The organism is Micromonospora sp. NPDC002296, from assembly GCF_040296145.1.
Classification (GTDB): domain Bacteria; phylum Actinomycetota; class Actinomycetes; order Mycobacteriales; family Micromonosporaceae; genus Micromonospora.
The window spans coordinates 87661-114359 of sequence record NZ_JBEOWQ010000002.1 but is presented as its reverse complement, the minus strand read 5'-3'; the positions used below and the strand labels follow the sequence as shown (position 1 = coordinate 114359).

The window sequence follows — 26699 nt, the reverse complement described above, 5'->3', positions numbered from 1 at the left end:
GGGCCGGGCTCCTTCCCGGTCAAGGCCCGGGGAGCGGAGTGTCACCTCCACCCCGGGCCGCCCTTGTTGAGGATGCCCACCCGGTTGCGAGCCAGGGCGAGCAACAGCAGCCTAGCGTCAGGTGTCGACATTGTCGACACTGTCGCCGTTATAGACGCTGTCGACTTCTGGTGATCTACTTGGACCTGCGAGCCAGGGAGACATCATGAACACACCGAAATACGAGCAGGTCGCCTCGGCGATCCGCGAGCAGATCCGGACCGGCCTCCTCAAGCCGGGTGACCAGATTCCGACCACCCAGGGCCTGATCGAGCAGTACTCGGTCTCTTACGGATCAGTCCGGACGGCCCTACTCATCCTCAAGGCCGAAGGACTCATCGAAGGCCGGCAGGGTGAGGGGGTCTTCGTGCGGGAACGGGACGGTCAGTAGCGCACGCTGATCCGGTGCTGCGCCGCGTCGACGACGATCTCTCCCCCGTACGGGATGATCAGCTGTGGGTCGGTGTGACCGAAATCGACATCGAAGACCGTCACCGCGTCCGGGCGGTACTCGTTCAGCGCCCGGATCACCGCAGACCGCTGCTCGTCGGCGTAGGCGCGACGCTGCTCCACGGTGTGCGGGCGCTCGAAGTCCCACGCCTTGGCCCGGCCGACGAGCACCGCCGGGAAGCCGCCGAGCAGTCCCCGCTCCCCCAGGTTGCGCAGGATCCGGTAAACCTCGGTGGCCGACGGCAGCTCCTCCGAGGTCTCGATCAGCAGCACCTCGCCCGCGTGGTCGGCGACCGCGCCGACCCGGTCGGCAGCCAGCAGCCAGTGCAGGATCTCCAGGTTGCCGCCCCAGGTGCGCCCCCGCACCACCCGCGCCGGCCCCTGCCAGCGCCAGCCGGCCCCGGGGAACATCGACGGCTCGTGGGCGAGCGTGGCCGGGTCGCGCCAGTCGTTGGGCTGGTCGCCCCACTCGGGGGCGGGGGCGAGGTCGTACCAGCCGGGGGTGAACAGGGCGGCCCGCAGCGAGTCGAAGGTCAGCGGGTGCGGCACGCCGGGGCGGCCGAGGTGCACCAGCACGGACCCGCCGTGGTACGCCACGATCCCCAACCGGTGCAGGTGGTTGAGGATGTTGGTGTTGTCGGAGTAGCCGAAGTACGGCTTCGGGTTGGCCCGCAGCACGGCGTCGTCCAGGTGCGGGGTGACCGTGATCAGGTCGTCCCCGCCCACCGTGGCGAGCACGGCGGTGATCGTCGGGTCGGCGAAGGCGGCGGTGACGTCCCGGGCCCGGTCGCGCGGGTCCGTGCCCATGACCCGGGTGGTCGGGAACTCGACGGGTTCGAGGCCGAACTCCTCGCGCAGCCGGCGCAGGCCCAGCTCGTACACGTGGGGGAAGATCGCCGGCAGCCCGGCGGAGGGCGACACGACCGCGACCCGGTCTCCGGGTCGGGGCTTCGGCGGATAGCTCAGCGACTCCATGATCAGACGCTACCGGCGACCCCAACCGCTTTTCGGCCCCGCCAGCGGACCGGCGAAACGCCCCAAGCCGGGAATATCGCCCCCTAGGCTGGCCACGTGGACGAGGAGCCGGACATCCCGGTGCGCGACTGGCTGCCCCGCGCCGCCGCCCTGCTGGTCGGCACGCTGGCGCTGGCCGCCGCGTTCATCGCCGCGTACGTGGGCGCGCTGCACCAGCCCACGCCCCGCGACCTGCCGGTCGGGGTGGTCGTCGGCGACCAGCACGCCGAGGCCGTCATGGCCGCCGTGCGCGGCCGGACCGACACGATCGAGCCCGTCGAGTACGGCGACGCCGAGGCCGCCGACGACGGGCTGACCGCCCGCGAGGTGTACGGGGTACTCACCTCCACGCCCGAGGGCGGGCTGCGCCTGGCCACCGCCAGCGCCTCCGCGCCGGCCGCCGCCGAGGTGGTCGTGCAGGTGCTCGGCCAGACCGCCCGGCAGGCGAACCTGCCGCTCCAGGTCACCGACGAGGTGCCGGTCACTCCGAACGACCCGCGCGGCCTCGTCCCGTTCTACCTCGCGGTCGGCTACGTGCTGGGCGGCTACCTCGCCTCCACCGCCCTGGGCCTGAAGACCGGCACCGCGCCCCGGAGCCTCGCCCGCGCCGGGCTGCGAGTCGCCGCCCTCGCCGCGTACGCGGTGGTGCTCGGCGTGGTGGGCGCGCTGATCGTCGGGCCGGGGCTGGACGTCTGGGACCACGACGTGCCGGCGGTCGCCGCGGTCGGGGCGTTGGCCGTCTTCGCCGCCGCGATGGTCGCCGCCGCGGTGCAGGGCTGGCTCGGGCTGCTCGGCACCGGGCTCGTCATCCTGCTGTTGGTGGTGCTCGGCAACCCGGGCTCCGGCGGCGTCTACGCACCGGAGTTCCTGCCCACCTGGCTGCGCGGGATGCACCTCTGGAACGTGCCCGGGCTGACCACCGACCTGATCAAGTCGGCGGTCTACTTCGACCGCCGTTCGATGACATGGCCGGTGGGCGGGCTGGTGCTCTGGGCGGCGCTCGGCGTCGTGGGATTGCTCACGGCCACGCTGGTACGCGGCCGGCGCGGCACCGCCCGACGGCCGACCACCAACGCCCCAGCCAGCACGGATACCCGAACCGTGGAGTGAAGGCGGCGGCGGCAGCCGGGTATTCCAGGGAAAGGGACGAGCAGGACCCCTTCCTTCCCGAGGGGTCGGCGCGGATACGATCCAGTAAGTCGGACAGCGCTGTCCTTCGTTCTCACGTAAGGAGCGCATCGTGACCGACCAGTACGACCACGACGGCCCCGACGCCGCACTGCGGGCCGACATCCGCCGCCTCGGCACGCTGCTCGGGCAGACCCTCGCCCGGCAGGAGGGCCGCCCGCTGCTCGACCTGGTCGAGGAGATCCGCGCCCTGGTGCGCTCCGACGTCCCCACCGCCGCGCAGCGCCTCGGCGGGCTGGACGTGACCACCGGCACCAAGCTGGCCCGAGCCTTCTCCACCTACTTCCACCTGGCCAACATCACCGAGCAGGTGCACCGGGCCCGGGACCTGCGCCGCCGCCGGGCGGTACAGGGCGGCTGGCTCGACCAGGCGGCCAAGATGATCGCCGAGCGCGGGGTGCCGGCCGAGGAGATCGCGGCGGCGGCCCGCCGGCTCGCGGTCCGGCCGGTGTTCACCGCCCACCCGACCGAGGCGGCCCGCCGGTCGATCCTGTCGAAGCTTCGGGCGATCGCCGACGAGCTGGACGCCGAGACGGCCAACGCGATCCTCTACGGGGCCAGCGACGAGGGGCCGGCGAACCGGCGCCTCGCCGAGCTGCTGGACCTGATGTGGCAGACCGACGAGCTGCGGCTGGACCGGCCGGACCCGACCGACGAGGCCCGCAACGCCATCTACTACCTGCGCGACCTGTACGCCGAGGCCGCCCCGCAGGTGCTCGACGACCTCGCCGACACGCTGCGCACCCTCGGGGTGGAGACCGCGCCGACGTCCCGGCCGCTGACCTTCGGCACCTGGATCGGCGGCGACCGGGACGGCAACCCGTTCGTCACCCCGGCGGTCACCCGGGAGGTCCTGCAGATCCAGCACGAGCACGGCATCGCGGCCACCGAGGCGGCGATGGAGCACCTGATCAAAGAGGTGTCCGTCTCCCGCCGGCTGCGCGGGGTGTCGCTGGACCTCTCCGCCAGCCTCGCCGCCGACCTGGACGCGCTGCCCGAAGTGGCGCCCCGGTTCCGCCGGGTCAACGCCGAGGAGCCGTACCGGCTGAAGGCCCGGTGTGTGAAGGCGAAGCTGGCCAACACCCGGGAGCGGCTGCGCCGGGGCACCCCGCACATGCCGGGCCGGGACTACCGGGGCTCGGCCGGGCTGATCGCCGACCTGGAGTTGCTGCGCGCCTCGCTGGCCCGCAACTCCGGCCAGCTCACCGCCATCGGCCACCTCGCCTCCACGATCCGCACGGTGTCCGCGTTCGGGATGCACCTGGCGACCATGGACGTGCGGGAGCACGCCGAGAAGCACCACGAGGTGCTCACCCAGCTCTACGCGGCCGTCGGCGAGGTGTCCGACTATCCGTCGCTGAGCCGCCTGGAGCGGACCAAGCTCCTCGCCGACGAGCTGACCGGCCGCCGGCCGCTGTCGACGCTCGACACCCCGCTGACCGAGAGCGCCCGCAAGACGTTCGACGTGTTCGGCACGATCCGCGAGGCGCAGGACCGGTTCGGCTCCGAGGTCATCGAGTCGTACATCATCTCGATGACCCTCGGCGTGGACGACGTCCTCGCGGCGGTGGTGCTGGCCCGCGAGGCCGGGCTGGTCGACGTGCACAGCGGCCGGGCCCGGATCGGTTTCGTGCCGCTGCTGGAGACCCCGGCCGAGCTGGACTCCGGCGGCGAACTGCTGGACGAGCTGCTGTCGCTGCCCGCGTACCGGGCCCTGGTGGCGGCCCGGGGCGACGTGCAGGAGGTGATGCTGGGCTACTCCGACTCGAACAAGGAGGCCGGCATCACCACCAGCCAGTGGTCGATCCACCGGGCCCAGCGGGCGCTGCGCGACGTGGCCGCCCAGCACGGGGTGCACCTGCGGCTGTTCCACGGCCGGGGCGGCACCGTCGGGCGCGGCGGCGGCCCCACCCACGAGGCGATCCTGGCCCAGCCGTACGGCACCCTGGACGGCGCGATCAAGGTCACCGAGCAGGGCGAGGTCATCTCCGACAAGTACACCCTGCCGGCGCTGGCCCGGGAGAACCTGGAGCTGACCGTAGCCGCGGTGCTCCAGGCGACCCTGCTGCACACCGCGCCCCGGCAGCCCGCCGAGATGCTGGAACGCTGGGACGCGTCGATGGACGTGGTCTCCCACGCGGCGTTCCGGTCGTACCGGTCGCTGGTGGAGGACCCGGACCTGCCGGAGTACTTCTGGGCGTCCACCCCGACCGAGCTGCTGGGCGCGCTGAACATCGGCTCCCGCCCGGCGAAGCGGCCCAACACCGGGGCCGGCCTGGCCGGGCTGCGGGCCATCCCGTGGGTGTTCGGCTGGACCCAGACCCGGCAGATCGTGCCAGGCTGGTTCGGGGTGGGTTCCGGGCTGGCGGCGGCACGCGAGGCCGGCCTGGGGGACGTGCTCGCCGAGATGCACCGCAACTGGCACTTCTTCCGCACGTTCCTGTCGAACGTCGAGATGATGCTGACCAAGACCGACCTGAGCATCGCCCGCCGGTACGTCGAGACCCTGGTGCCCAAGAAGCTGCACCCGATCTTCAACAAGATCGAGCAGGAGTACGAGCTGACCAAGCAGGAGGTGCTGGCGGTCACCTCCTCGCCGGCCCTGCTGGAGAACTCGCCGGTGCTCCAGCGCACCCTCGCGGTGCGGGACACCTACCTGGAGCCGCTGCACCACCTCCAGGTGGCGCTGCTGCGGCAGTACCGGGACTCGGGCGCGGCCGGCCGGGCCGTGGCCACCGCCCCGGGCGGCCGGCGCGCCCCCAACGACGGGACGGCCCTGGAGCGGGCCCTGCTGACCACGGTCAACGGCATCGCCGCCGGCATGCGCAACACCGGCTGAGACGTGAGGAAGGTCCCCCGTCGGCGTATCTCGCCCGGCGGGGGGCCTCCTCACGCACGGTCGGTGTCGGTGTCAGCAGTCACGGCGCGGGCACGGGCCCGCCGGGGAGGGACGTCAGGCAGGCACGCCCGACGTCAGAAGTCTCCGCCCCCGAAATCGCCGCCCCCGAAATCGCCGCCGCCGAAGTCCCCACCGAAGTCCCCGCCGAAATCGCCGCCGCCGAAGTCGCCGCCCTGGTCACCGCCGCCGAAATCGCCGCCCTGGTCACCGCCGCCGTCGAAGCCCTCCTGGCCGCCCGCCTCGGCGCCGTACCCCGGGTCGGCGAACGCCGGGGAGAAGAGCGCGTCGGCGATCAGCATGCCGCCGAGCACTCCGGCGCCCGCGCCGAGCGCGGTCTTCCACCACGGCGTCGAGTACCAGCCGGCCGGCACCGGCCGCCCCTGCATGCGGCCGCCCGGGTAGTAGTAGGGCGTGGCCTGGCCGGGCTGCGGGCCGGCCCGGAAGGTCTGCCCCTGAACGTTGACCTCGCGCTCCCGGGTGAGCTGGCCGGCGCCCTGCGCGGAGGCCAGCGGCGGCAGCTCGGGGCCGGGGTCGATGCCCAGCGCGACCCGGGCCGCCCGGGCGTACGCCAGCCCCTCCAGGGCGGTCTCCCGGGCCAGCTGGAACTGGTGGACCGTGCGGGCCTGCTCGAGCTGGCCGCCCGCCGCGTTGTACCGCTCGCCGGCGTCGACCAGGGCCTGCCGCACCGCCGGGTCGTCGCCGTGCAGGTTCATCACCTGGCCACCGAGGCGTTCGTACCAGCGCTGGGCGTCGGCGCGCGCGTCGGCCAGGCTGCGGGCCGCCCGGGCCGCGCTCTCCCGGCGCCACCAGAGGAGACCGCCGACCAGCAGCGCCGCGAGGATGACCACGAGCACAAGTTCCATGTCGTCGAACGTACCCGGCGTCGTCACGTCGTACGCGTTTGGCAAGCTCTGGTGATGAGCTTCTCGACGCTGGCCGTGGTGGTGCTCTGCCTCGCCGCCGGCTGTGCGCTGGGCTGGTTCGCCGCCCGCTCCCGGGCGGCGGCCGACATCGCCCGGCTGGAGGCCACCCTCGCCGCGACCCGGGAGGGCGAGGGGCGGCTGGAGCAGTCGATGCGGGCGCTCAGCTACGAGGCGACCGCCCAGTCCCAGGAGGCGGTGGCCCGGGCGGTCGCGCCGCTGCACGACACCCTCCGGCGCTACGAGTCCCGGGTCGCCGACCTGGAGCACGTCCGGGTCGACGCGTACGCCGAACTGCGCGAGCAGGTCCGCGCGATGAACACCGTCTCCGGCGAGCTGCGCACCGAGACCAAGCAGCTCGTGGCGGCGTTGCGCGCGCCCCAGGTGCGGGGCCGCTGGGGCGAGCACCAGCTCCGCCGGATCGTCGAGGCCGCCGGGATGCTGGAGCACTGCGACTTCAACGAGCAGGTCACCGCCGCCACCGACCACCAGGGGGTGCGCCCCGACCTGGTGGTCCGGCTGCACGGCGGGCGCACCGTGGTGGTGGACGCGAAGGCGCCCTTCGACGCGTACCTGACCGCGATGGAGGCGCGCGACGAACGCGGCCGGGACACCCAGCTCGACGCGCACGCGAAGCACCTGCGGGCACACGTCGACGCGTTGGCCGCGAAGTCCTACTGGGCGGCGTTCGACTCGACCCCCGAGTTCGTGGTGCTGTTCGTGCCGGCCGACCCGTTCCTGGACGTGGCCTTGCAGCGCGACCCGACGCTGCTGGAGCACGCGTTCGCCCGCGACGTGGTGCTGGCGACGCCGGCCACCCTGGTGGCGCTGCTGCGTACGGTGGCGTACTCGTGGCGGCAGGAGTCGCTGGCCCGCAACGCGGTCGCGGTGCACTCGCTGGCCCGCGAGCTGTACGGCCGGCTGTCCACCCTCGGCGACCACGTCGGCAAGCTCGGCGCGTCGCTCGGCGGGGCGGTGACGGCGTACAACCGGGCGGTCGGCTCGCTGGAGGCGCGGGTGCTGGTCAGCGCCCGCAAGCTCGCCGAGCTGGGCGTGTCCGACCAGGAGCTGGCCGTCCCCGCGCAGGTCGAGGTGGCCCCCCGCCAGCCGCAGGCGCCGGAGCTGGCGGAGCCGACCCCGGCAGTGACCGACCGGCCCCGGGTGGCGGAGCGCTAGCTGTCGTTGATCGTCACGTTGTTGGCGGCTCGAGGAGCTCCGCCTGGTGCGCCGCGGCCCACTGGGCCAGTTGCGCGAGCGGGCCGTTGGCGAACGACTCGCCCAGAGGCGACAGCTGATAGACGACGCCGCGACGCCCCGGCGCCCGTTCGGCGTTGCCCCGCCGGGTGATCAGCCCCCGCGCTCGCAGCCGTTGCAGCGCCTGGGTCAGGACCTTGTCGCTGATGCCCGCGATGCGTTCCAACAGGTCGTTGCGCCTCGTGGGGCCGGCGCGCAGCGCCGACAGGACGACGGGATCCCACGCGTGGTTGATCAGTTCGACTGCCGTGCGGACGTGACAGTCCGACACGAATGTCTGGCAGGTCCCGTCGATCATCCTCCCAGTGTCGCAGCGTTCTCCTACCGGTTGGTAGGAGCCGCCGTCCTAGCGTTCTCCAGGTCATCCCACAGATCAAGGAGATCACCGTGAACGTAGGAATCCTGGGAACCGGCAACCTGGCCACGACGCTCGGCCGAGCGTGGGCGGCGGCTGGCCACACGGTCGTGGTGACGGGGCGCAGTTCGGAGAACGCCGGCCGGGCCGCCGGCCAGATCGGCGGCGCGGCCGAGGCTGTCGGGCCCGCCGACCTCGCGGCACGGGTCGACGCGGTCGTTGTCGCGGTCGCATGGGAGGGCCTGGAGGAGGCGATCTCCCTCGTCGGCGGGGCCGACGGCTCCCTGAGCGGCATGACGGTGATCGACTGCACCAACGCCGTCGACTACGCCACCGGGCAGCTGAAGCCGACGTCGGGTTCGGCCGCGGAACTCGTCGCTCGCGTTGCGCGGGGCGCGCACGTGGTGAAGGCACTCCACCTGTTCGCCGGAGCGTCCTGGCCCTACACGGGACCGCAGGACTCGGCACCGGTCGTGGCGATCTGCGGCGACCAGCCCGACGCGCTGGAACGCGCCGCAGCGCTGACCGCTGACCTTGGCGGACGGACTGCGGTGATCGGTGGGTTGACCAGTGCGCGCCAGCTGGAGGAGGCCGCGGGCTTCGTCATGCGTGTCGTGGCAGCGGGGTCGAACCCCAGGTTCGCCGTCCCCGATGTGGATCCGGCGTCCCTCGACGCGGGATCGGCCACGACCAACTGACCATCGGGGCGAATCGTCCTGGTCCGCGTTGACCTTCAGCGTCACCGGCAGCCCGTCCGCGTCGGGCGGGGACGGGCTGCCGGGTCGTCCCGTCCGGTCGGGACGGGTCAGCCGCGGCGGGCGGACTCGACGACGAACGGAATGCCCTGCTGGCAGGTGGTCATCATGTCGGGTTTGGCCTGGCCGGTGACCGTGACCTTCGTGCCGGGCGCGAGCACGTCGGCGGGGCCCCCGACGAGCTGGTGGCCGTCCAGCAGCCGGCAGCCGGGCTCCACCCCGGCCTCGACGGTGCCCGTCAGCGTGGTCGCGCCGGGGCCCGGCGGGAGGCTCGGCCCGGGCGGGGTCTTGGTGGGCGCCGACGGGGGCGGCACGGCGGCGGTCGGGTCCGCCGGGCCGGTACTGGTCGCGTCGGTCACCGGCGATCCTCCCGAGGGGCTGGGGGCGGGCCCGCCGTCACCGGCACCCTGGCCCCCGCAGGCGCTCAGCGCGGCGCAGACGACCAGGGCGGCGAGGGCCATCCGAGGAGTCTTCATACCTGTTCGGACGCGCCCGGACGACGATCCGTTCCGACGCCGGGGCCACGGTTCGCCGCAGAGGGCGACGAACCAGCACCGGACCGGACGGGTGAACCGCCGGGCAGGCCCGACCCTCAGGCGCGACGGCCACGGTTGGGCCGTCGGGCGCGATCCCGTCCCGTCAGGCCCGGGGGGCCGCCGCGGCGGCCTTCATGTCCCGCTTGAGCTCCTGGGGCAGGGAGAAGATCAGCCGCTCGTTGGCGGTCACCACCTCGTCCACGTCGGTGAAGCCCCGCTCGGCGAGGTGCGCCAGCACCTCCTGGACCAACTCGTCGGGGACGCTCGCGCCCGAGGTCAGCCCCACGGTGCGGGCCCCGGTCAGCCAGGCGTCGTCGATCTCGTGCGCGAAGTCGACCAGGTGGCCGGCACGGGCGCCGGCGTCCAGGGCGACCTCGACCAGCCGGACCGAGTTCGACGAGTTGCGCGAACCGACGACCAGCACCACGTCGCACTCGGGGGCGATCTCCTTGACCACGTGCTGCCGGTTGGAGGTGGCGTAGCAGATGTCGTCGCTGGGCGGCGACTGGAGCAGCGGCAGCCGGGACTTGAGCCGGGCCACGGTCTCCAGGGTCTCGTCGACCGACAGCGTGGTCTGGGAGAGCCAGACCACCTTGCTCGGGTCGCGGACGGTGACCTTGTCGGCGTCGCCCGGGCCGTCGACGAGCTGGATGTGCGCGGGGGCCTCGCCGGCGGTGCCGACGACCTCCTCGTGCCCCTCGTGGCCGATCAGCAGGATGTCGTAGTCCTCGGCCGCGAACCGCTTCGCCTCCTGGTGGACCTTGGTCACCAGGGGGCAGGTCGCGTCGATCGCCTTGAGCGAGCGGACTTTCGCCTGCTCGTAGACCTCGGGGGCGACGCCGTGCGCGGAGAAGATCACAGTGGCGCCCTCGGGCACCTCCTCATTCTCCTCCACGAAGATCGCGCCCTGGTCCTCCAGCGTGCGCACCACGTGCTTGTTGTGCACGATCTGCTTACGGACGTAGATCGGGGCGCCGTAGAGCTTCAGCGCCTCCTCGACGGTCTGCACCGCCCGGTCGACGCCCGCGCAGTAGCCGCGGGGCTTGGCCAGGAGCACGCGCTTGCCGGTCTGGGGGGTCGCCTGAGCCTCGGTCACCCGCCCATCCTACGTGCCGGCCCCGAGCCCGCCGGCCGCTGCGACCCCCGCCACAGCCCTCGCCGACCTCCGGGCTGGTCCCGTACCCGTCGCCTTCGGAGGCCGCGAGACGCCCGGCCGGCGACGCGGAACCTGTGATCGTCAGGGGCGTCCGTAGGGTGAGGGGGTGAGTACGGGTGAGAGCGGGCGGAGCAGCTCCGAGGAGCCGTGGCCGGTGCGGGTGGTCAGCCAGAAGGTGGGGGCGTGGATCGCCCGGCTCGGCTGGGTGTGGGTCGACGGGCAGGTGGCGCAGATCAGCCGGCGGCCCGGGGCCAGCACCGTCTTCCTCACCCTGCGGGACCCGTCGGCCGACCTGAGCCTGACCGTGACCACCAACCGGGACGTGCTCGACGCGGGCGCCCCCGAGCTGCGCGAGGGCGCCCGGGTGGTGCTGCACGCCAAGCCCGAGTTCTACGCGGCCCGGGGCACCCTGAGCCTGCGCGCCGACGAGATCCGCCAGGTGGGGCTCGGCGAGCTGCTGGCCCGGCTGGAGAAGCTGAAGAAGCTGCTGGCCGCCGAGGGGCTCTTCGACCGGGCCCGCAAGCGGCGGCTGCCGTTCCTGCCCGGCCGGGTCGGGTTGATCACCGGCCGCGCCTCCGCCGCCGAGCGGGACGTGCTGACCAACGCCCGTCGGCGCTGGCCGGCCGTGGAGTTCCGCACGGTCAACGTGGCGGTGCAGGGCGCGGGCGCCGTCACCCAGATCGTCGACGCGCTGCGGGTGCTCGACGCGGACCCGACCGTCGACGTGATCGTCATCGCCCGGGGTGGCGGCGGCATCGAGGACCTGCTCCCCTTCTCCGACGAGGCGCTGTGCCGGGCGGTGTTCGCCTGCCGTACGCCGGTGGTCAGCGCGATCGGCCACGAGGCGGACGCGCCGCTGGTCGACTACGTCGCCGACGTGCGGGCCTCGACGCCGACCGACGCGGCCAAGCGGGTGGTGCCGGACCTGGCCGAGGAGCTGCGCCTGATCGGGCAGGCCCGGCACCGGCTGGAACGGGCCGTGCGCAACCTCGTCGACCGGGAGGCGCACCGCCTGGACGGGCTGCGGTCCCGGCCGGTGCTGGCCCGGCCGCAGGTGATGGTGGAGCAGCGGGTTACCGACGTCGCCGCGCTGCGCCGGCGGGCCGAGCGGTGCCTGGACCACCGCCTCGGCGCGGCCGGGGAGGAGCTGCGGCACACCCTGGCCCGGCTGCGCGCCCTCTCCCCCGCCGCCACCCTCGACCGGGGCTACGCGATCGTCCAGCGGGCCGACGGCCACGTGGTCCGATCGGCCGGTGAGGTGGGCGGGGGAGACCCGCTGCGGGTGCGCCTCGCCGAGGGCGAGCTGGCCGCGACGGTCGACGGTTGAGCGTGCGGGGTGAGCCGGCGGAGCGCCCGGCGTGGCGGACGGACGGGGATGTGCTGGGATGGGACCGATGACTGACGAGAAGAACGCCGGGCCGGACGAGCGACTCAGCTACGAGCAGGCCCGTGCCGAGTTGGCCTCGGTGGTGGAACGGCTGGAGACGGGCGGCACCTCGCTGGAGGAGTCGCTGGCGCTCTGGGAACGCGGCGAGAAGCTGGCCGAGATCTGCCAGCGCTGGCTCGACGGCGCGCGGGCCCGCATCGACGCGGCCCGTCAGCAGGGGCCGGACGCCTGACGGCGGGTGCGGGGCGGCAACGGCCGGCCCCACACCCGCCCGAGCCTCAGCTGAACAGGTTGTACAGCTCGTTGGGAGCCTCGACGACCTGGGCCGCCGGCGGGCGCTGGGCGGCGCTCGCCGCACCGTAGTCGGCGTACGTGATCTTGATGTCCTGCGCCTTGTTCTGGCCGGACGCCGGGATCTGGATGACCAGCTCGCTGAGCCGGCCCTGCGGGTCCAGCTTCGCCGTGAACGGCAGCGAACGGGCCTGCTGGCCGAGCGTCTTGATCAGCTCGGCGTTCAGCGAGCCGGCCTCGGCGGCCTTCGTCACGTCGATCGTGCCCGCGTACGCGCCCTCGCCGGTCTGCCGGACCTCGGTGACCCCCTGGGTGAGCACCTCGCTGCCGGCCGGGTCGACCTTGTCGAAGTCGAAGGCCAGGTTGCGGTTGCCCTTGATCCGGGTCTGGTCGAGGTGCTGGTACTTGCCGAGGTTGAGGTTCTGCACGCCGGGCAGCTTGGCCGCCTGGCCACCGAGGTCGAGCTTGACCCAGCTGTCCGGCTTGAGATGCACCAGGTCCAGCTTCATCGACACGTCCGAGGAGGCGTCGCCGATGGTCAGCTTCATCTCGGCGCTCTGGCTCGGCTCGTGCACCCGCCCCTCGGCGGTGGTGCCGACGCCGGCCATGGTGAACCGGAAGTTTCCGTTGCGGATCTCGTTGGTCGAGTTCAACAGGGCCTGCTTGGCGTCGCCCGTACCGGGCGAGGCGCTGCCCGGGGTGGCGCTGCCGGAGGCCGCGCTGCCGGAAACCGTCGGGGACGCGGAGGCCCCCGCCTCGCCGGTTCCGGTGCTGTTGCAGGCTGCCAGACCAGGAGTGAGCAGCGTCGCGGCGAAAACCGCCGCGCTGAAGCGACGAATGGTCACGTGAACCTCTCCAAGTGAGTCGTCCGGCCCGCGCAGGGCACCGGAGGCGTCGCGCCGTAGCCCGAGCGCTGGCTCCGACGCACGAGTCCCGTCCGGCTGGCTGCGCCGACGAGGTCGCACACCTTCTGTTCCCTGTCGTCGCCTTCGGCAATCCCTGTCCGGTCCACCCACCCCGCCGCCCCACCCGGTGGCGGGGCGGCCCGCCCTAACGGACGGCGTCGGCGAGCAGGCGCAACTCGTTCTCCCGGGCGTCGCCGACCACGATCACCGTGCGGTCCGGTTCGAGCAGCACGAGGGCCTGCTCGTTGCCCCGGGCGGTGTACCGCTGCCAACTGCGCCCGCCCAGCTCGGTGGGGCCCTGGGGCTGCCCCTCGGCGGTCAGCTCGGCGGGCAGCAGCTGCTCGGGCGGCACGTTGCTCTGCACGAGCTGGGCACCCCGCCCCTCCGGGGTCAGGTAGCCGATCCGCAGGCTGGAGCCGCCCTCCACGCTGCGGTAGCTGGCGCTGACCGTCTTCCAGTCGTCGCCGAGCCCGGTGGGCCGGCTCACCGGGAACGCGTTGGCCGCGCGGGCCTGCTCCAGCGCCGGGGCGGGGTCGACGGTGCTCGGCTGGTCGCCGCCGAGGAAACCCCGGTAGAAGGCGAGCAGCAGGACGATGGGGACCAGCAGCACCAACAGCGAGATCGCCATGTCCTTCGGCGACCGCTCGGACCTGCTCTTCTCCTTGCCGGCCACCGGCAGAACCCCGGGCCGGCCCGGCGACACCGCCGGCCCGCCGGAGGGCGGCCCGGGGCGCTCGTCCGGCCCGGTCGAGGACGGCGCGGGGCGCTCGCCCGGCCCGGCCGGGCGGGTGGACGCCGACTCGACCAGGGCCGGTTCCCCGGCCACGGCCGGCGGGGTCGGCTCCGACGGAGCGGGCGTCGCAGGGGTCGGCTCGGTGGGGGTGCGCTCGGCGGGCTGTGCGGGATCCACCTCCCCATTCTTCCAGGCCCCGGCGGGCGAGAAGCGGCCCACCACCACCGCCGGCAGCCGGCGCGTCTCCCGGCCGGCCGGGGGCGAGCGGGAGGAACGGGGTGATCCGTCCCACCGACCGGTTGGCGGGAAGGTGGCCACCAGCGCCCCGACCCGGCGATAGGTTGACGATCGTGTGAGGATCAGCGACAAAACTGGCGGCGCGGACCGCATGCCGCCGGTCCACCCCGCAACGTCGCGAGGAGGAAGCCGTCATGACGAGCACCAGGACGCGTACCCCCCAGGATCTGGACCGCAATCTCGCCCTCGACCTGGTCCGGGTCACCGAGGCGGCGGCGATGGCCGCCGGCCGGTGGGTGGGCCGGGGCGACAAGGAGGGTGGCGACGGGGCTGCCGTCGACGCCATGCGCAAGCTGATCAACTCGATCCCGATGCGGGGCGTCGTGGTGATCGGCGAGGGCGAGAAGGACAACGCCCCGATGCTCTTCAACGGCGAGGAGGTCGGCGACGGCACCGGCCCCGAGGTGGACGTCGCGGTAGACCCGGTCGACGGGACCACGCTGATGAGCAAGGGCATGCCGAACGCCCTCGCCGTGCTCGCGGTGGCCGAGCGCGGGGCGATGTTCGACCCGAGCGCCGTCTTCTACATGGAGAAGCTGGCCGTCGGCCCGGCCTACGCCGACGTGGTCGACATCAACGCCGGGGTGGCCGACAACCTGCGCCGGATCGCCAAGGTCAAGGGCACCGACATCTCCGAGGTCACCGTCTGCGTGCTGGACCGCCCGCGCCACGACGACCTGGTCACCCAGATCCGCCGCGCCGGGGCCGGCATCCGGTTCATCTCCGACGGCGACATCGCCGGCGCCATCGCCGCCGCCCGTGGCGAGTCGGGCGTCGACGTGCTGATGGGCATCGGCGGCACCCCCGAGGGGATCATCGCCGCCTGCGCCCTCAAGTGCATGGGCGGGATGATGCAAACCAAGCTCTGGCCGACCGACTCCGCGGAGCGGGAGAAGGCGCTCGCCGCCGGGCACGACCTGGACCGGGTGCTCACCACCGACGAACTGGTCACCGGCGACAACTGCTTCTTCGTGGCCACCGGGGTCACCTCCGGCGATCTGCTGCAGGGTGTGCGTTACCGGGCCGGCGGGGCGTACACGCAGTCGATCGTGATGCGTTCCAAGAGCGGCACCATCCGGGTGATCGACTCGTACCACCGGCTGGAGAAGCTGGCCCTGTACTCGACGATCGACTTCGACGGTCGTCCGCTGGCCGAGCAGGAGTGACGGCCACCACCACGACCGCGCCGCCGACCCTGACGGCCGGCCGCCGGATCACCGGCGTCGGGCTGGCCGTCGCCTCCGGGCTCGCCGTCGCCGTGCAGTCCCGGATCAACGGCGAGCTGGGCGTACGCCTGGCCGACGGGATCGCCGCCGCGGTGGTGTCGTTCGGCCTCGGCCTGCTGGTGCTGCTGGTGCTGGTGCCCGCCACCCCGGCGGGGCGGCGGGGCCTGTCCGCGCTGCGGGCTGCGCTGGCCGACGGGTCGCTGCGGCCGTGGCAGTGTCTCGGCGGCGTCTTCGGTGCGTTCCTGGTGGCCAGCCAGGGGCTGACCATCGGCACGCTCGGCGTGGCCGTGTTCACCGTGGCGGTGGTCGCGGGACAGTCCGGAAGCAGCCTGCTGGTCGACCGGGCCGGGATCGGACCGACCGGCCGCCAGGCGGTCACCCCGAACCGCCTGGTCGGCGCGGCGCTGACCGTGCTGGCCGTGCTGCTGGCGGTCGGCGACCGGCTGGGCGACCCGGGCACGCTGGGCCTGGCCGTGCTGCCGCTGCTGGCCGGGATCGGCCTCGCCTGGCAGCAGGCGGTGAACGGGCGGGTCAGGGCGGCCTCCGGCAGCGCGCTGGCCGCCACGCTGGTCAACTTCACCGTCGGCACCGTCGCGTTGCTCGTCACGTTCGCGGTCGGGGTGGCCGTCCGGGGCGGCCCCGCCGGAAGCCTGCCGACCGAACCGTGGCTCTACCTCGGCGGGCCGATCGGCATCGTCTTCATCGCGATCGCGGCGGCCATCGTGCGGTTCACCGGGGTGCTGCTGCTCGGCCTGGCCACCATCGCCGGCCAGGTCGTCGGCGCCGTCCTGCTCGACCTGGTGCTGCCGACCGCGGCCTCACACCCCGGCGTGGCCACGCTGCTGGGTGCGGCGCTCACCCTGGTCGCGGTGGTGATCGCCGCCCGCACCCCGGCCCGTTACCGGTAGGGAGGGCTCCGGCTCAGCGCCGACGGTCACCGACCGGCATCCGCTCGACGGGCGGGGTGACGCCGCGCAGGGCCCCGACGGTCTCGGCGAGCGCGCGATCCAGCGGGGTCGGCGCGAGGCCGAACGTGGCGGTGGCCGCCGTCGAGTCGAGCAGGTACGGCCGGTCGAACTGGTAGGCGGTCTCCCGCAGCTCCCGGGCGAACGGGTTGACCAGCCCGCCCAGCCAGAGCGCCGGGTACGGCAGCCGGGTGAGTCTCGGGGCGGGGGCGCCGGCCAGGGCTGCGGCCCGGGTGGCCAACTCGCGGGCGGAGACCGCGGGCGGGCTGGGCACGTGCCAGGCCCGGCCCCAGGCGCGCTCGGCGGCGGCGACCGCCACCAGGGTACGGGCGACGTCGTCGACGTACGTCCAGGTGTGCGGGGCGTCGAAGTCGACGGGCAGCATCACCCGGCGGCCGGCGAGCACCCCGGGCAGCAGCATCATCGGCAGCGAGGTGGCGCCGGCGCCCAGGTAGTCGGAGCCGCGCACCTCGGTCGCCCGGACCCGGCCCGCGCGGTGGGCGGCCAGCGCCTCGGCCCACATCCGGTTGCGGACCCGCCCCTTAGTGCCGGGGGCCGCCGGCGGGGTCGCCTCGGTCATCGGGCCGTCGACCGGCCCGTACCCGTAGAGGTTGCCGACCGTGGCGAGCACGGCGCCGGCGCGCTCGGCTGCCGTGAGCAGCGCGGCGGCCAGCGGCGGCCAGTCGATCGGCCAGCGGTGGTACGCCGGGTTGGCGCAGTTGTAGAGGGCGACCGCGCCCTCGGTGAGGGCGGCGAGCCGGTCCGGGTCGGCGGCGTCGGCGGCGACCCGCTCGACGGTCGGGTGGTCCGGGCCGGTCCCGCGCCGGGTGACCACCCGGACCCGCTCGCCGGCGGCCGTGAGGAGGCGGGCGGTGGCGGTGCCGACGGGCCCGGCGCCGACGATCACATGCAGCGACATCACAGATCACCTTTCGAAGCATGAGTACGACTAGAGAGCACTGCTCTCGACGTGGCCCACCCAGCATGCGGCCCCGCCCAGCCGCCCGTCAAGAGCAGTGCTCTCTGTTTTGATGGCCGCTCTCGGCTGTGGCAGAGTGAGGACCATGGCCGCCTCCTCGATCCGCGCCCGGGTCCGTGCCGAGATGCTCGACGAGATCAAGGCCGTCGCCCGCCGGCACCTCGCCGACGACGGGGCGAACCTCAGCCTGCGCGCGGTGGCCCGGGACATGGGGATGGTGTCCTCGGCGATCTACCGCTACTTCCCGAGCCGGGACGACCTGCTCACCGCACTGATCATCGATGCGTACGACGCGCTGGGCGCAGTGGTGGAGGCGGCCGACGCGGGCGCGGACCGGCTCGACCTGCGGGGGCGCTGGCACGCGGCGTGCCGGGCGGCCCGTGACTGGGCCCTGGCCCACCCCGCCGAGTACGCGCTGCTCTACGGCAGCCCGGTCCCCGGGTACGCCGCCCCGGACGACACGGTGGGGCCGGCCCAGCGCCCACCGGCCACCCTGATCGGCATCCTGCACGACGGCATGGCCGCCGGGCGGCTCACCGCCCCCGACCCGGGAGAGCTGCCCGAACCGCTCCGGACGGACCTCGCAGAGGTCGCCGACGGCCTCGCCCCCGGCCTGCCTGCGGCGCTGCTCGCCCGGGGGATGGCCGGCTGGACCCAGCTCTTCGGACTGATCAGCTTCGAACTGTTCGGCCGGATCAACCGCGCGCTCCCGCACCGCGACGCGTACTTCGACCACCAGACCGCCCTGATGGCCGACCTCATCGGCCTCCCCCACTGACCCACCCCACGCCGCGATGCGCGGGGGTGGGGGTCAGGCGTCGGAGGAGTGGCCGGGGAAGAGGTGGGCCGACGGGTCGATCGCCACGGCGGCGTTGTTGACCGCGGTGGCCGCCTCGCCGAAGCCCGTGGCGATCAGCCGGACCTTGCCCGGGTACTCGGTGATGTCTCCGGCCGCGAACACCCGGGGCAGGTTGGTGGCCATCGCGCTGTCCACCACGATGTGCCGGCGGTCCAGTCGCAGCCCCCACTCGGCGATCGGGCCCAGGCCGGCCGTGAAGCCGAGCGCGGCCACCACCGTGTCGACCGGCAGCGTCTCGGGCTCACCGCCCCGCACGGTGATCTCGGCACCGGTCACCGCGCTGTCCCCGTGCAGCCGGGTGACCTCGGCGTTGACGATGACCCGGACGGGCAGCTCCTGGACCCGTGCGACGGTGCCGGCGTGGGCCCGGAACCTCTCCCGCCGGTGCACCAGCGTCACCGAGCGGGCCAGCGGCTGCAACGCCAGCGCCCAGTCGAACGCCGAGTCGCCACCGCCGACGATCAGCACGTCCCGGCCGGCCAGCGCGGTGGGCTCCGGCACGAAGTAGACGATCCCGGCGCCGGTGAAGCTGTCGGCCACCGGCAGCGGACGCGGGCTGAAGCTACCCAGACCGCCGGTGACGACCACCGCACCGCAGGAGAGCTGCTGGCCGCCGGCGAGGCCGAGCACCGGCCGTCCCTCGGCAAGGGACAGCTTCTCGGCCCGGGTGCCGAGCAGGTACCGGGGATGGAAAGGTGCGGCCTGGGCGACCAGGTTGGCCACCAGGTCCCGGCCCTTGACCGCCGGGAAGCCGGCCACATCGAGGATCAGCTTCTCCGGGTACATCGCGGTGATCTGACCACCCGCCTCGGGCAGCGCGTCGACCACCGCCACGGAGAGCCCCCGGAACCCGGCGTAGTACGCGGCGAAGAGCCCCGTCGGACCGGCACCGATCACTGCGACGTCCACCTCGGTCATGACGTACCGTCACTTTCCGCTCATGGATAAACGCGTGCTGGTGCCGACCGTAGGCCCGGCGCGGGACCGGGGCAAGCACGTCCCATCACCCGCGTGCCGCGCCCGGGCGGCAGGGGAAGGGGCCGTGTCAGGGCAGCGTGAGCGGGGAGTCCAGGTCGTACGGATCGGACTCGGCCCGGCGGCGTCGGAACAGGATCGCGGCGACCACGCCACCGACCAGCCCGAAGAGGTGGCCCTGCCAGGAGATCCGCCCGTCGGTGGGGAGGATGCCCAGCAGTTGCCAGCCGTAGAGCAGACCGACCAGCAGCACCACGCCGAAGTTCCACCAGCTCCGCTCGACCACGCCTCGGGTGAGCAGGATGCCCAGGTAGCCGAAGATGACCCCGCTGGCCCCGACCACGACCGAGTTCGGCGAGCCGGTGAACCACACGCCCAGCCCGCTGACCAGCACGACGACCAGGGTGGACCAGAGGAAGCGCCGGAAGCCGGCGGCGAGCACGAACGTGCCGAGCAGGATCAGCGGCACGCTGTTGCTGTAGAGGTGGTTGAAGTCGGCGTGCAGGAACGGCGAGAAGAGCACCCCGTCCAGCCCGTCGATGCGGCGCGGGATGATGCCGCCGGCCAGGTCGAGGTCGATGCCGAGGCCGGCGTCGAGGCCCTCGACCAGGAAGAGGACCGGCACGACGGCGCACATGGCGACGAAGGCCCGGCCGATCGAGGCGTAGAAGGCCTCGGTGCCGAAGCGTCGCGGGTCGCCACCCGGGGGTTCGCCGTGCAGGGTCACCCCCCAAGAGCTATCAGCAAACCCCGCCGACCGCCACCCGTGGGTGAAACCGGTCCCGACATGACAGCGGCGGGGGGTGCGAATTCCGCGCCCCCCGCCGCCTCGATGCTTCTCCGGTCAGTACCAGCCGCTGCTCTGCGAGTGGCTCCACGCGCCACAGGGACTGTTGTACCGGCCCTTGATGTAGCCGAGGCCCCACTTGATCTGGGTGGCCGGGTTGGTCTCCCAGTCACCGGCCACCGAGCCCATCTTGCTGCCCGGCAGCGACTGGGGGATGCCGTACGCGCCGGAGGAAGGGTTGCGGGCCTTGTGGTTCCAGCCGCTCTCCTTGGTCCAGAGCTTGTCCAGGCACGGGAACTGGTCGATGCCGAAGCCGGCGTCGAGCATCAGCGCGCAGCCGACCTTCCGGTTGCCGCCGTACTCGCTGCACGAGGCCGGGATCGGGCCGTCGTACGGCTTGCTCGTCTTGGTCGCCGCCGCCGCCTTCTCGGCGGCCTCCTTCTTCGCCGCCGCCTCGCGCTCCTTCTTGCGGGACGCCGCCGCGGCCTCGGCCTCGCGGGCCCGCTCGGCGGCCTCCTTCGCCGCCGCGGCGGCGCGCAGCTTGGCCTGGTACTCGGCGGCCCGCTGCTTGGCGGAGCTGACCCGGTGCGCGGCCTGCCGGTCGCGCTGGTAGTCGTACTCGGCCTGGTCGACCTGGAGGCCGACCTGCGCGGTGAGGCCCTGTTGCTGAGTTTCCCGGTCTTCGCCCAGATAGAAGCCGCCGGCAACGCCCACGGAGAGCAGTGCGACGGCGGCGGTACGGGCGCCGAACCGGCTCCACAGCCGACTCACGAAGTGGTCCCTTCGTCGGGAGCAAGGACACGACGTGGCCCCGACCCGCCGAGGGGTCGACCCGCGTCGTGAGCGCCCCGACCCTGCCGGTCGCAGCCGGCGCACCCGGGTTCCTTCCGCCCCGCCGTCGGACGACGGCGGACGATCTTTCCGGGACGCGGGCGCTCGTTGGACACCATTGCGCACAGTGGGACCGATGGGAAACCATCAGCCACATTTGTGACTTGGGCCACAGGCAGAATCGGGGCGATTCACCACTTAACGGTCATAAAATCGCGATCAGAGTGGAATGCCCTCCAACAGGTCGGTCACCATCGCGGCGATGGGCGACCGCTCGGACCGGGTCAGCGTGACGTGTGCGAACAGGGGGTGGCCCCTGAGCGCCTCGATCACGGCGGTCACCCCGTCGTGCCGCCCCACCCGCAGGTTGTCCCGCTGGGCGACGTCGTGGGTGAGGACCACCCGCGAGCCCTGGCCGATCCGGGACAGCACGGTGAGCAGGACGCCCCGCTCCAGCGACTGGGCCTCGTCCACGATGACGAAGGCGTCGTGCAGGCTGCGGCCCCGGATGTGGGTGAGCGGCAGGACCTCCAGGATCCCCCGGGCCATGACCTCCTCCAGCACGTTCTCGTGCACCACCGCGCCGAGGGTGTCGAAGACCGCCTGCGCCCAGGGCGACATCTTCTCGGTCTCGGAGCCGGGCAGGTAGCCCAGCTCCTGGCCACCGACGGCGTAGAGCGGGCGGAAGACGACCACCTTCTTGTGCCGGCGCCGCTCCATCACCGCCTCCAGGCCGGCGCACAGCGCCAGCGCCGACTTGCCGGTACCGGCCCGGCCGCCCAGCGAGACGATCCCGATCGACTCGTCCAGCAGCAGTTCGAGGGCGATCCGTTGCTCGGCCGAGCGGCCGTGCACGCCGAACGCCTCCCGGTCGCCCCGGACCAGCCGGACCGTCTTGTCGGGCAGCACCCGGCCCAGCGCGGAGCCGCGCGCTGACTGCAGCACCAGCCCGGTGTGGCAGGACAGCCCGGCCGCGGCGTCCACGTCCAGGGTCTCGCCCGCGTAGAGCCGACCGATCTCGTCCTCGCCCAACTCCAGCTCGGCCATCCCCGTCCAGGTCGGGTCACTGGCCTGGCCGTGCCGGTACTCGTCGGCGTGCAGCCCGACCGAGGCCGCCTTCACCCGCAGCGGCATGTCCTTGCTGACCAGGGTCACCTCCCGCCCCTCGGCTGCGAGGTTGAGCGCGACCGAGAGGATCCGGGCGTCGTTGGACTCGTTGCGGAAGCCGGGTGGCAGCACGCCGTCGTCGGTGTGGTTCAGCTCCACCCGCAGGGTGCCGCCGTCGTCGTTGGCGGGCACCGGCCGGTCCAGCCGGCCATGGCGCACGCGCAGCTCGTCCAGCATGCGCAGCGACTGCCGGGCGAACCAGCCCAGCTCCGGATGGTGCCGCTTGCCCTCCAGTTCGGAGATGACCACGAGGGGCAGCACCACCTCGTGCTCGGCGAACCGGTGGAACGCCGCCGGGTCCGAGAGCAGGACCGAGGTGTCCAGGACGAACGCCTGGCCGGCTGGTCGGGGCTCCTCGGGCTCGACCGGGGCAGCCACGCGGCGGCTCCGGGTGGCGCGGCGGGTCGTGGCAGTCGCGGCCGGGGTCTGGTCGGCACCGGCGGGGGTACGGCGAGTCGTCACAGGCCTGCTCCGACGGATGGGCACCCGGCCACCCGCGTTCCGCCTCGTCCGGTGCCCGGGGACACGGGGTCGGATGCGGGCCCCGTGCGCGAGGTCGCAGTTCCGGGCTGGCCGGCTGGCTCGGGGGAGCCCCGTGCCATGACTAGACGCTAGCCCCGCCGGGACGTCCCGGCTAGAGGTTGTCGACTGGATCTCCGGCGACGGGCCGGCGGACCGGCGCGGCGGACCGGCCGGGATGCATGCCCCCTGCGCGCATCCCGGCCGGTGGGACCACGGTCACCGGTCTGACGTGGTCCCGACGGTGCGCGTCCGCCGCGGACGACGCACCGTGCTCGTGCCGCTCCGGCGGGAGCCGGCGGTCCGCCCCTCTCCCCGGCCGGCGGGCGGGGGCGTGGCCACCGCCGGAGGTCGGCGGCGGGCCGGACCTGCCGCCGCGAGCCGGCGGCCGGCCGGGTCTGATCAGCCCCGCCACCGGACCAGGGCGCCGGTGGGGTGCCGTCCGCTCGCGTTGGCCGGCGCGGCGACCGCCACGGCACCCCCGCGGGACGGGGCGGCGAAGGACGAGCCGGTGTAGGTGGTGCCCTGCCGGGCGGCCTGGCCGCTCCGGTCGCGGGCCGGCGGCGGGCCGGCCAGGGCGGAGGCGATGGCCGCCTGCGCCTCCCGGCGGCGCCGGTTCCAGGCGCCCCGGTCGCCGTCGAAGTACCCCTGCCGGTATCCGAAGCGGTAGCCGATCCGGTAGCTGAGCTGACCGTGCAGCCGGCCCGCCGCGTAACTGGTCGAGCCGAGCACGAGGACGAGGAAGACCGCGAGGAAGGGACTCATCCGGCGGCTCCCCGGCGGGGCGGCGGGGCGGCGGCGGGGCGGGGCGGGGGCCCGGCGGCTGCGCGGCGGGGCGGCGGGGCGCTCACCGTTCCTCCGGCTCGACGGAGGTGGGGTCGGTGGCCAGCAGCCGGTCCAGGTCGTCGGTGCTGACCTCCTCGGTCAGTTCGACGCTGATCCGGCAGCCGTCCAAGACCACCTCGGCAACCGAGGAGCGGCGGATCTCGCCGCCGGCGTCGTAGACCCGGACGCTGAGCTCCGGGCAGCCCAGGTGGGTCCGCCAGGCGTTCCACTCCACCCGGTCCCCCACGTTGAGCGAGAGGAAACGGCACCCCCTGGCGAGGTAGAGGCGCCACGGCGCGCTCAGCCCGGCGGCCACCCCCTCCGCGATCAGACCGAAGGCCTGGGCGCGGGTGGCGAGTTCGGTCACCACACCTCCCTCGTACCGGGTGAGGGACGCATGCGAGCACCAGTCGTCTCAGGCACGTGACACACGGTAGATTGTCCCATGAACGTGACAGTATCAGCTTTTCGTCCGATCACACCGGCACTGACCGGCACCTATTCTGCCCAGGTGAGGGGCCGCGCAACCGGTGCGGAACGGCCATCTTGCATGCCGTACGCGTGTCTCACTCACGTGACAACAGGCGCGCCCGGCGACCGGACCAGACGTGAGTGGTCGTACCGTCACGGAGTGACCGAGAGCGCTCACGCCCGGAAGATCGCCTTCGCCGCCTTCGTCCGCCGGGCCCTCGACGACGCCCGGGCCATGCGCGCCTGGAGCGGCACCGAGGCCTCCCGGCGTACCGGCGTCTCCCGCCAGACCATCAACCGCTGGGTCCGGGGTGACTGGGTCAGCGACCCGGAGGCCGAGCGGGTGGTCGCCTTCTGCGAGGGTCTCGGCCTCAACCCGACGGCCGCCTTCGCGGCGCTCGGCTGGGACCGGGCGGCCAGCCCGCGCCCCGCGCCCGGCCCGCCTCCGATGGACCCGGACGTGGAGGCGCTGCTGCGGCGGCTGATCGACCCGAACGTGTCGGACGCGGAGAAGTTCCACATCCGGGAAACCATTCGTTACCTCGCATATCGCCCAACTCTTCCCATCGATGTCCGAAAAACAGGTAATCGGGCGGGGTAGTTCCTCAGATGGCGAAAGAACGGCAGGTCGAACCCAATCGTTTGCCTTCGGGGGAGGAACGGGAGCGCTAGCGTCCCTATTCGTACTGCTTGGGCTCGTCATCGGCGGGGGGACGGGACAAGGCCGAACTCAGCCCTGCGGGACAGAAGGAGGGGTCTGTCCATGACCCTGAAGTGGTTTGCAGTCGTGGTCGCGGTGGTGTCCCTGACATCGGCCGTGACCGGCAACCTGGTGCTCGGCGCGGTCGGTGGCGGGCAGCTTCCCGTGGTCGCCAACGTCCTCGCGCTCACCACCGCCGGCACGGCGGTCGTCCTGGCCGTCGTCGCCGAGCTGCACGACCGGCTCAACGACCGGATCAGCGCGCTCACCGAGTTCCTGGTGGCCCGGCTCAACGAGATCGAGGCGCGTACCGGCGACCGGAACACCGGTTTCGTGGAGGGCTACCTGCTCAGCCACGGCCAGGACGCCGAGGTGGTGCCGTTCGGACGCCGGGGTCGGGGAGCCTCCGAACGCTGACCCGGGCCCGGCCGGGAGACTCGTCTCGACCACGAATAGGCCGCCCGCCCCGGGGTACGCTTTCGCCCGTGCCGCCGTTGAATCTGGGCAACCAACAGCCGAAGACCCCGCTGGACGCCGACCGGGCCTGGCGGGCGACCGCCGGCCGGCTGGGCGACACCGTCCTCTTCTTCGACTTCGACGGCACACTCGCGGCCGTCGACGACGACCCGACGGCGGTGCGGCCGGCCCCGAAGGTGCTGGCCGCGATCGAGGCCCTGGCGCCGCTGGTCCGCCGGATCGCGATCGTCTCCGCCCGGCCGGTGGAGTTCCTCCGCGACCAGCTCGGCGGGCTGGACGGCGTCGACCTCTACGGCCTCTACGGGCTGGAGCACAGCCACTCCGGCGGCGAGACGGTCACCGAGCCTGCGGCGCTGCCCTGGGTGCCGACCATGCGGGAGCTGGCCGACCTCGCCCGCGCCGAGCTGCCGGCCGGGGCGCTGGTCGAGTTCAAGCGGCTCTCCGTCGCGCTGCACTGGCGCACCGCCCCGCAGCTCGGCGCCCAGGTACAGGACTGGGGCCGGGCCCAGGCCGACCGGCTCGGTCTGCGCGTGCAGGCGGGCCGGATGGTGCTGGAGATCAAGCCGCCGGTCGACCGGGACAAGGGCCTGGTCATCGGCGAGGTGGTGCGGGACGCCGGCGGCGCCTGGTACTTCGGCGACGACGTCTCCGACATCAAGGCGTTCGCGGCGCTGCGCGCCCGCGCGGCGGCGGACCCGGAGTTCCTCGGGGTCTGCGTGGCGGTGGCGAACCCGGAGACCGGCCACGAGGTCGCCGAGGCCGCCGACCTGACGATCGACTCTCCCGCCGCCCTCGGCGACTTCCTCACCGAGGCCCTGCCCCACCTACGCTGACCTCCCGCCCGCCTCCGCCGATCTTGCACTTTCGGCCCGGGCGGAGCCGACAAAGGGGACGGAACGAGGGCCCCGAGCGCAAGATCGCGGGGAACGAGGGCGGGGCGGGTCAGGTGCCGAAACGGCGCTGGCGGGTGGCGTACGAGCGCAGCGCGCGGAGGAAGTCGACCCGGCGGAAGTCGGGCCAGTTCAGCTCGCAGAAGTAGTACTCCGAGTGGGCCGACTGCCACAGCATGAAGCCCGACAGCCGCTGCTCGCCGCTGGTCCGGATGATCAGGTCCGGGTCCGGCAGACCCCGGGTGTAGAGATGCTCGGAGATGTGGTCGACGTCCAACGCCTCGGCCAGCTCCTCGATGGTGCCGCCGGCCGCGGCGTGCTCCAGCAGCAGCGAGCGGACCGCGTCAGCGATCTCGCGCCGGCCGCCGTACCCGACGGCGATGTTGACCTGGGCGCCGCCGGTGCGCTCCCGGGTCCGTTCCTCGGCCGCCTTGAGCGCCGCCGCGTGCTGCGTCGGCAGGACGTCGAGCGCCCCGACCATCCGCAGCCGCCAGGGGTTGCCCGCCTCGGCCAGCTCGGTGCTCAGGTCCTCGATGATCTGGAGCAGCGGATCCAGCTCCTCCGCCGGTCGGGAGAAGTTCTCGGTGGAGAGCAACCAGAGCGTCACGTGCCCCACCCCGGCGGCGTCACACCAGCGCAGCAGCTCCTTGATCCGCTCCGCGCCCATCCGGTGCCCGTCGTTGGGGTCGACGAATCCCATGTCCCGCGCCCAACGGCGGTTGCCGTCGCACATCACGCCCACGTGCCGGGGCACCGGCTTGCCCGCGAGCTTGGCCGTCAGCCGCCGCTCGTACACGGAGTAGAGGAGGTTCCGTAGAGTCATCACCTTGCAGAGTAGCGACCCGCCAC

The 26699-nt window shown here is 73.4% G+C and carries 28 protein-coding genes; 13 read left to right on the top strand and 15 right to left on the bottom strand.

Features of this window, described 5'->3' with window-relative positions; translation table 11 throughout:
- Positions 1-205: 205 nt before the first annotated feature.
- On the top strand, positions 206-430 hold the full coding sequence (locus ABT023_RS02355; protein WP_350880821.1) for a GntR family transcriptional regulator: 225 nt from the start codon (positions 206-208) through the stop codon (positions 428-430).
- Here ABT023_RS02355 and ABT023_RS02350 read toward each other — a convergent pair.
- On the bottom strand, positions 424-1464 hold the full coding sequence (locus tag ABT023_RS02350; RefSeq protein ID WP_350880819.1) for a S66 family peptidase: 1041 nt from the start codon (positions 1462-1464) through the stop codon (positions 424-426). The two genes, ABT023_RS02355 and ABT023_RS02350, sit on opposite strands and share 7 nt — an antisense overlap.
- Before the next feature lie 96 nt (positions 1465-1560).
- Here ABT023_RS02350 and ABT023_RS02345 point away from each other — a divergent pair, with 96 nt between their 5' ends.
- Together ABT023_RS02345 and ppc are read left to right on the top strand one after the other, a co-directional pair.
- The gene (locus tag ABT023_RS02345; protein ID WP_350880817.1) at positions 1561-2613 is read left to right on the top strand and encodes a hypothetical protein; all 1053 of its coding nucleotides are present in this window, start codon (positions 1561-1563) and stop codon (positions 2611-2613) included.
- 130 nt (positions 2614-2743) lie between these two features.
- Positions 2744-5530, top strand: coding sequence for a phosphoenolpyruvate carboxylase (gene ppc / locus ABT023_RS02340; RefSeq protein ID WP_350880815.1), 2787 nt, complete (start codon positions 2744-2746; stop codon positions 5528-5530).
- A gap of 134 nt (positions 5531-5664) precedes the next feature.
- On the opposite strand, the gene ABT023_RS02335 is transcribed toward ppc, so the two are convergent.
- Entirely contained in the window at positions 5665-6453 is a 789-nt protein-coding gene (locus ABT023_RS02335) for a hypothetical protein (RefSeq protein WP_350880813.1), read from the bottom strand.
- 54 nt (positions 6454-6507) lie between these two features.
- Between ABT023_RS02335 and ABT023_RS02330 the strand changes: the two genes are divergently transcribed.
- Positions 6508-7686 (top strand): DNA recombination protein RmuC, encoded by a 1179-nt coding sequence (locus ABT023_RS02330; RefSeq protein ID WP_350880811.1) that lies wholly within the window; start codon positions 6508-6510, stop codon positions 7684-7686.
- A gap of 13 nt (positions 7687-7699) precedes the next feature.
- Here the strand turns inward: ABT023_RS02330 and ABT023_RS02325 are convergent, their stop codons facing one another.
- Entirely contained in the window at positions 7700-8062 is a 363-nt protein-coding gene (locus ABT023_RS02325; RefSeq protein WP_350880809.1) for a winged helix-turn-helix transcriptional regulator, read from the bottom strand.
- An 89-nt stretch (positions 8063-8151) separates the two neighbouring features.
- Between ABT023_RS02325 and ABT023_RS02320 the strand changes: the two genes are divergently transcribed.
- Entirely contained in the window at positions 8152-8817 is a 666-nt protein-coding gene (locus ABT023_RS02320) for an NADPH-dependent F420 reductase (RefSeq protein WP_502890568.1), read from the top strand.
- 107 nt (positions 8818-8924) lie between these two features.
- Here ABT023_RS02320 and ABT023_RS02315 read toward each other — a convergent pair whose 3' ends face one another.
- Complete coding sequence (locus tag ABT023_RS02315) at positions 8925-9350, bottom strand: hypothetical protein (RefSeq protein ID WP_350880806.1); 426 nt, start codon at positions 9348-9350, stop codon at positions 8925-8927.
- A 163-nt stretch (positions 9351-9513) separates the two neighbouring features.
- Entirely contained in the window at positions 9514-10506 is a 993-nt protein-coding gene (locus ABT023_RS02310; protein WP_350880804.1) for a 4-hydroxy-3-methylbut-2-enyl diphosphate reductase, read from the bottom strand.
- 166 nt (positions 10507-10672) lie between these two features.
- On the opposite strand from ABT023_RS02310, the gene xseA reads away from it, so the two are divergent.
- Positions 10673-11893, top strand: a complete 1221-nt coding sequence (gene xseA, locus ABT023_RS02305; RefSeq protein ID WP_350880802.1) for an exodeoxyribonuclease VII large subunit — start codon at positions 10673-10675, stop codon at positions 11891-11893.
- Positions 11894-11960: 67 nt separating this feature from the next.
- Positions 11961-12185: an exodeoxyribonuclease VII small subunit gene (locus tag ABT023_RS02300; RefSeq protein WP_350880801.1), complete on the top strand. Its 225-nt coding sequence runs from the start codon at positions 11961-11963 to the stop codon at positions 12183-12185.
- A 46-nt stretch (positions 12186-12231) separates the two neighbouring features.
- On the opposite strand, the gene ABT023_RS02295 is transcribed toward ABT023_RS02300, so the two are convergent.
- On the bottom strand, positions 12232-13089 hold the full coding sequence (locus tag ABT023_RS02295) for a hypothetical protein (RefSeq protein ID WP_350880799.1): 858 nt from the start codon (positions 13087-13089) through the stop codon (positions 12232-12234).
- Between the two features lie 205 nt (positions 13090-13294).
- Entirely contained in the window at positions 13295-14059 is a 765-nt protein-coding gene (locus tag ABT023_RS02290; protein ID WP_350880797.1) for a DUF4245 domain-containing protein, read from the bottom strand.
- A 254-nt stretch (positions 14060-14313) separates the two neighbouring features.
- Between ABT023_RS02290 and glpX the strand changes: the two genes are divergently transcribed.
- Both glpX and ABT023_RS02280 read left to right on the top strand, forming a co-directional pair.
- The gene (gene glpX / locus ABT023_RS02285) at positions 14314-15345 is read left to right on the top strand and encodes a class II fructose-bisphosphatase (RefSeq protein ID WP_350880795.1); all 1032 of its coding nucleotides are present in this window, start codon (positions 14314-14316) and stop codon (positions 15343-15345) included.
- A gap of 29 nt (positions 15346-15374) precedes the next feature.
- Positions 15375-16313 carry a DMT family transporter gene (locus ABT023_RS02280; RefSeq protein ID WP_502890574.1) on the top strand — a complete coding sequence of 313 codons (939 nt, stop codon included), beginning with the start codon at positions 15375-15377 and terminating at the stop codon, positions 16311-16313.
- A 13-nt stretch (positions 16314-16326) separates the two neighbouring features.
- On the opposite strand, the gene ABT023_RS02275 is transcribed toward ABT023_RS02280, so the two are convergent.
- The gene (locus tag ABT023_RS02275; protein WP_350880791.1) at positions 16327-17289 is read right to left on the bottom strand and encodes an NAD-dependent epimerase/dehydratase family protein; all 963 of its coding nucleotides are present in this window, start codon (positions 17287-17289) and stop codon (positions 16327-16329) included.
- Between the two features lie 145 nt (positions 17290-17434).
- On the opposite strand from ABT023_RS02275, the gene ABT023_RS02270 reads away from it, so the two are divergent.
- The gene (locus ABT023_RS02270; RefSeq protein WP_350880789.1) at positions 17435-18127 is read left to right on the top strand and encodes a TetR/AcrR family transcriptional regulator; all 693 of its coding nucleotides are present in this window, start codon (positions 17435-17437) and stop codon (positions 18125-18127) included.
- Between the two features lie 33 nt (positions 18128-18160).
- Here the strand turns inward: ABT023_RS02270 and ABT023_RS02265 are convergent, their stop codons facing one another.
- The 6 genes from ABT023_RS02265 to ABT023_RS02240 form a co-directional block, all read right to left on the bottom strand.
- On the bottom strand, positions 18161-19126 hold the full coding sequence (locus ABT023_RS02265) for an NAD(P)/FAD-dependent oxidoreductase (protein ID WP_350880787.1): 966 nt from the start codon (positions 19124-19126) through the stop codon (positions 18161-18163).
- Positions 19127-19253: 127 nt separating this feature from the next.
- Positions 19254-19910: a rhomboid family intramembrane serine protease gene (locus tag ABT023_RS02260; protein ID WP_350880785.1), complete on the bottom strand. Its 657-nt coding sequence runs from the start codon at positions 19908-19910 to the stop codon at positions 19254-19256.
- A 117-nt stretch (positions 19911-20027) separates the two neighbouring features.
- Entirely contained in the window at positions 20028-20741 is a 714-nt protein-coding gene (locus ABT023_RS02255) for an aggregation-promoting factor C-terminal-like domain-containing protein (RefSeq protein ID WP_350880783.1), read from the bottom strand.
- Between the two features lie 279 nt (positions 20742-21020).
- Complete coding sequence (phoH2, locus tag ABT023_RS02250; RefSeq protein ID WP_350880781.1) at positions 21021-22430, bottom strand: RNA 5'-3' helicase PhoH2; 1410 nt, start codon at positions 22428-22430, stop codon at positions 21021-21023.
- A gap of 459 nt (positions 22431-22889) precedes the next feature.
- The gene (locus tag ABT023_RS02245; RefSeq protein WP_350880779.1) at positions 22890-23252 is read right to left on the bottom strand and encodes a hypothetical protein; all 363 of its coding nucleotides are present in this window, start codon (positions 23250-23252) and stop codon (positions 22890-22892) included.
- Positions 23253-23334: 82 nt separating this feature from the next.
- Positions 23335-23679, bottom strand: coding sequence for a hypothetical protein (locus tag ABT023_RS02240; RefSeq protein WP_350880777.1), 345 nt, complete (start codon positions 23677-23679; stop codon positions 23335-23337).
- A 264-nt stretch (positions 23680-23943) separates the two neighbouring features.
- Between ABT023_RS02240 and ABT023_RS02235 the strand changes: the two genes are divergently transcribed.
- The 3 genes from ABT023_RS02235 to otsB all read left to right on the top strand — a co-directional run bounded on the left by ABT023_RS02235 (position 23944) and on the right by otsB (position 25793).
- Complete coding sequence (locus ABT023_RS02235; RefSeq protein WP_350880775.1) at positions 23944-24384, top strand: helix-turn-helix domain-containing protein; 441 nt, start codon at positions 23944-23946, stop codon at positions 24382-24384.
- A 162-nt stretch (positions 24385-24546) separates the two neighbouring features.
- A complete protein-coding gene (locus ABT023_RS02230) occupies positions 24547-24900 on the top strand; it encodes a hypothetical protein (RefSeq protein WP_350880773.1) in 354 nt (117 codons plus the stop codon).
- 68 nt (positions 24901-24968) lie between these two features.
- Positions 24969-25793 carry a trehalose-phosphatase gene (gene otsB, locus ABT023_RS02225; protein WP_350880771.1) on the top strand — a complete coding sequence of 275 codons (825 nt, stop codon included), beginning with the start codon at positions 24969-24971 and terminating at the stop codon, positions 25791-25793.
- Between the two features lie 109 nt (positions 25794-25902).
- Here otsB and ABT023_RS02220 read toward each other — a convergent pair whose 3' ends face one another.
- Positions 25903-26673 (bottom strand): isoprenyl transferase, encoded by a 771-nt coding sequence (locus tag ABT023_RS02220; protein WP_350880769.1) that lies wholly within the window; start codon positions 26671-26673, stop codon positions 25903-25905.
- Between the last annotated feature and the right edge of the window lie 26 nt (positions 26674-26699).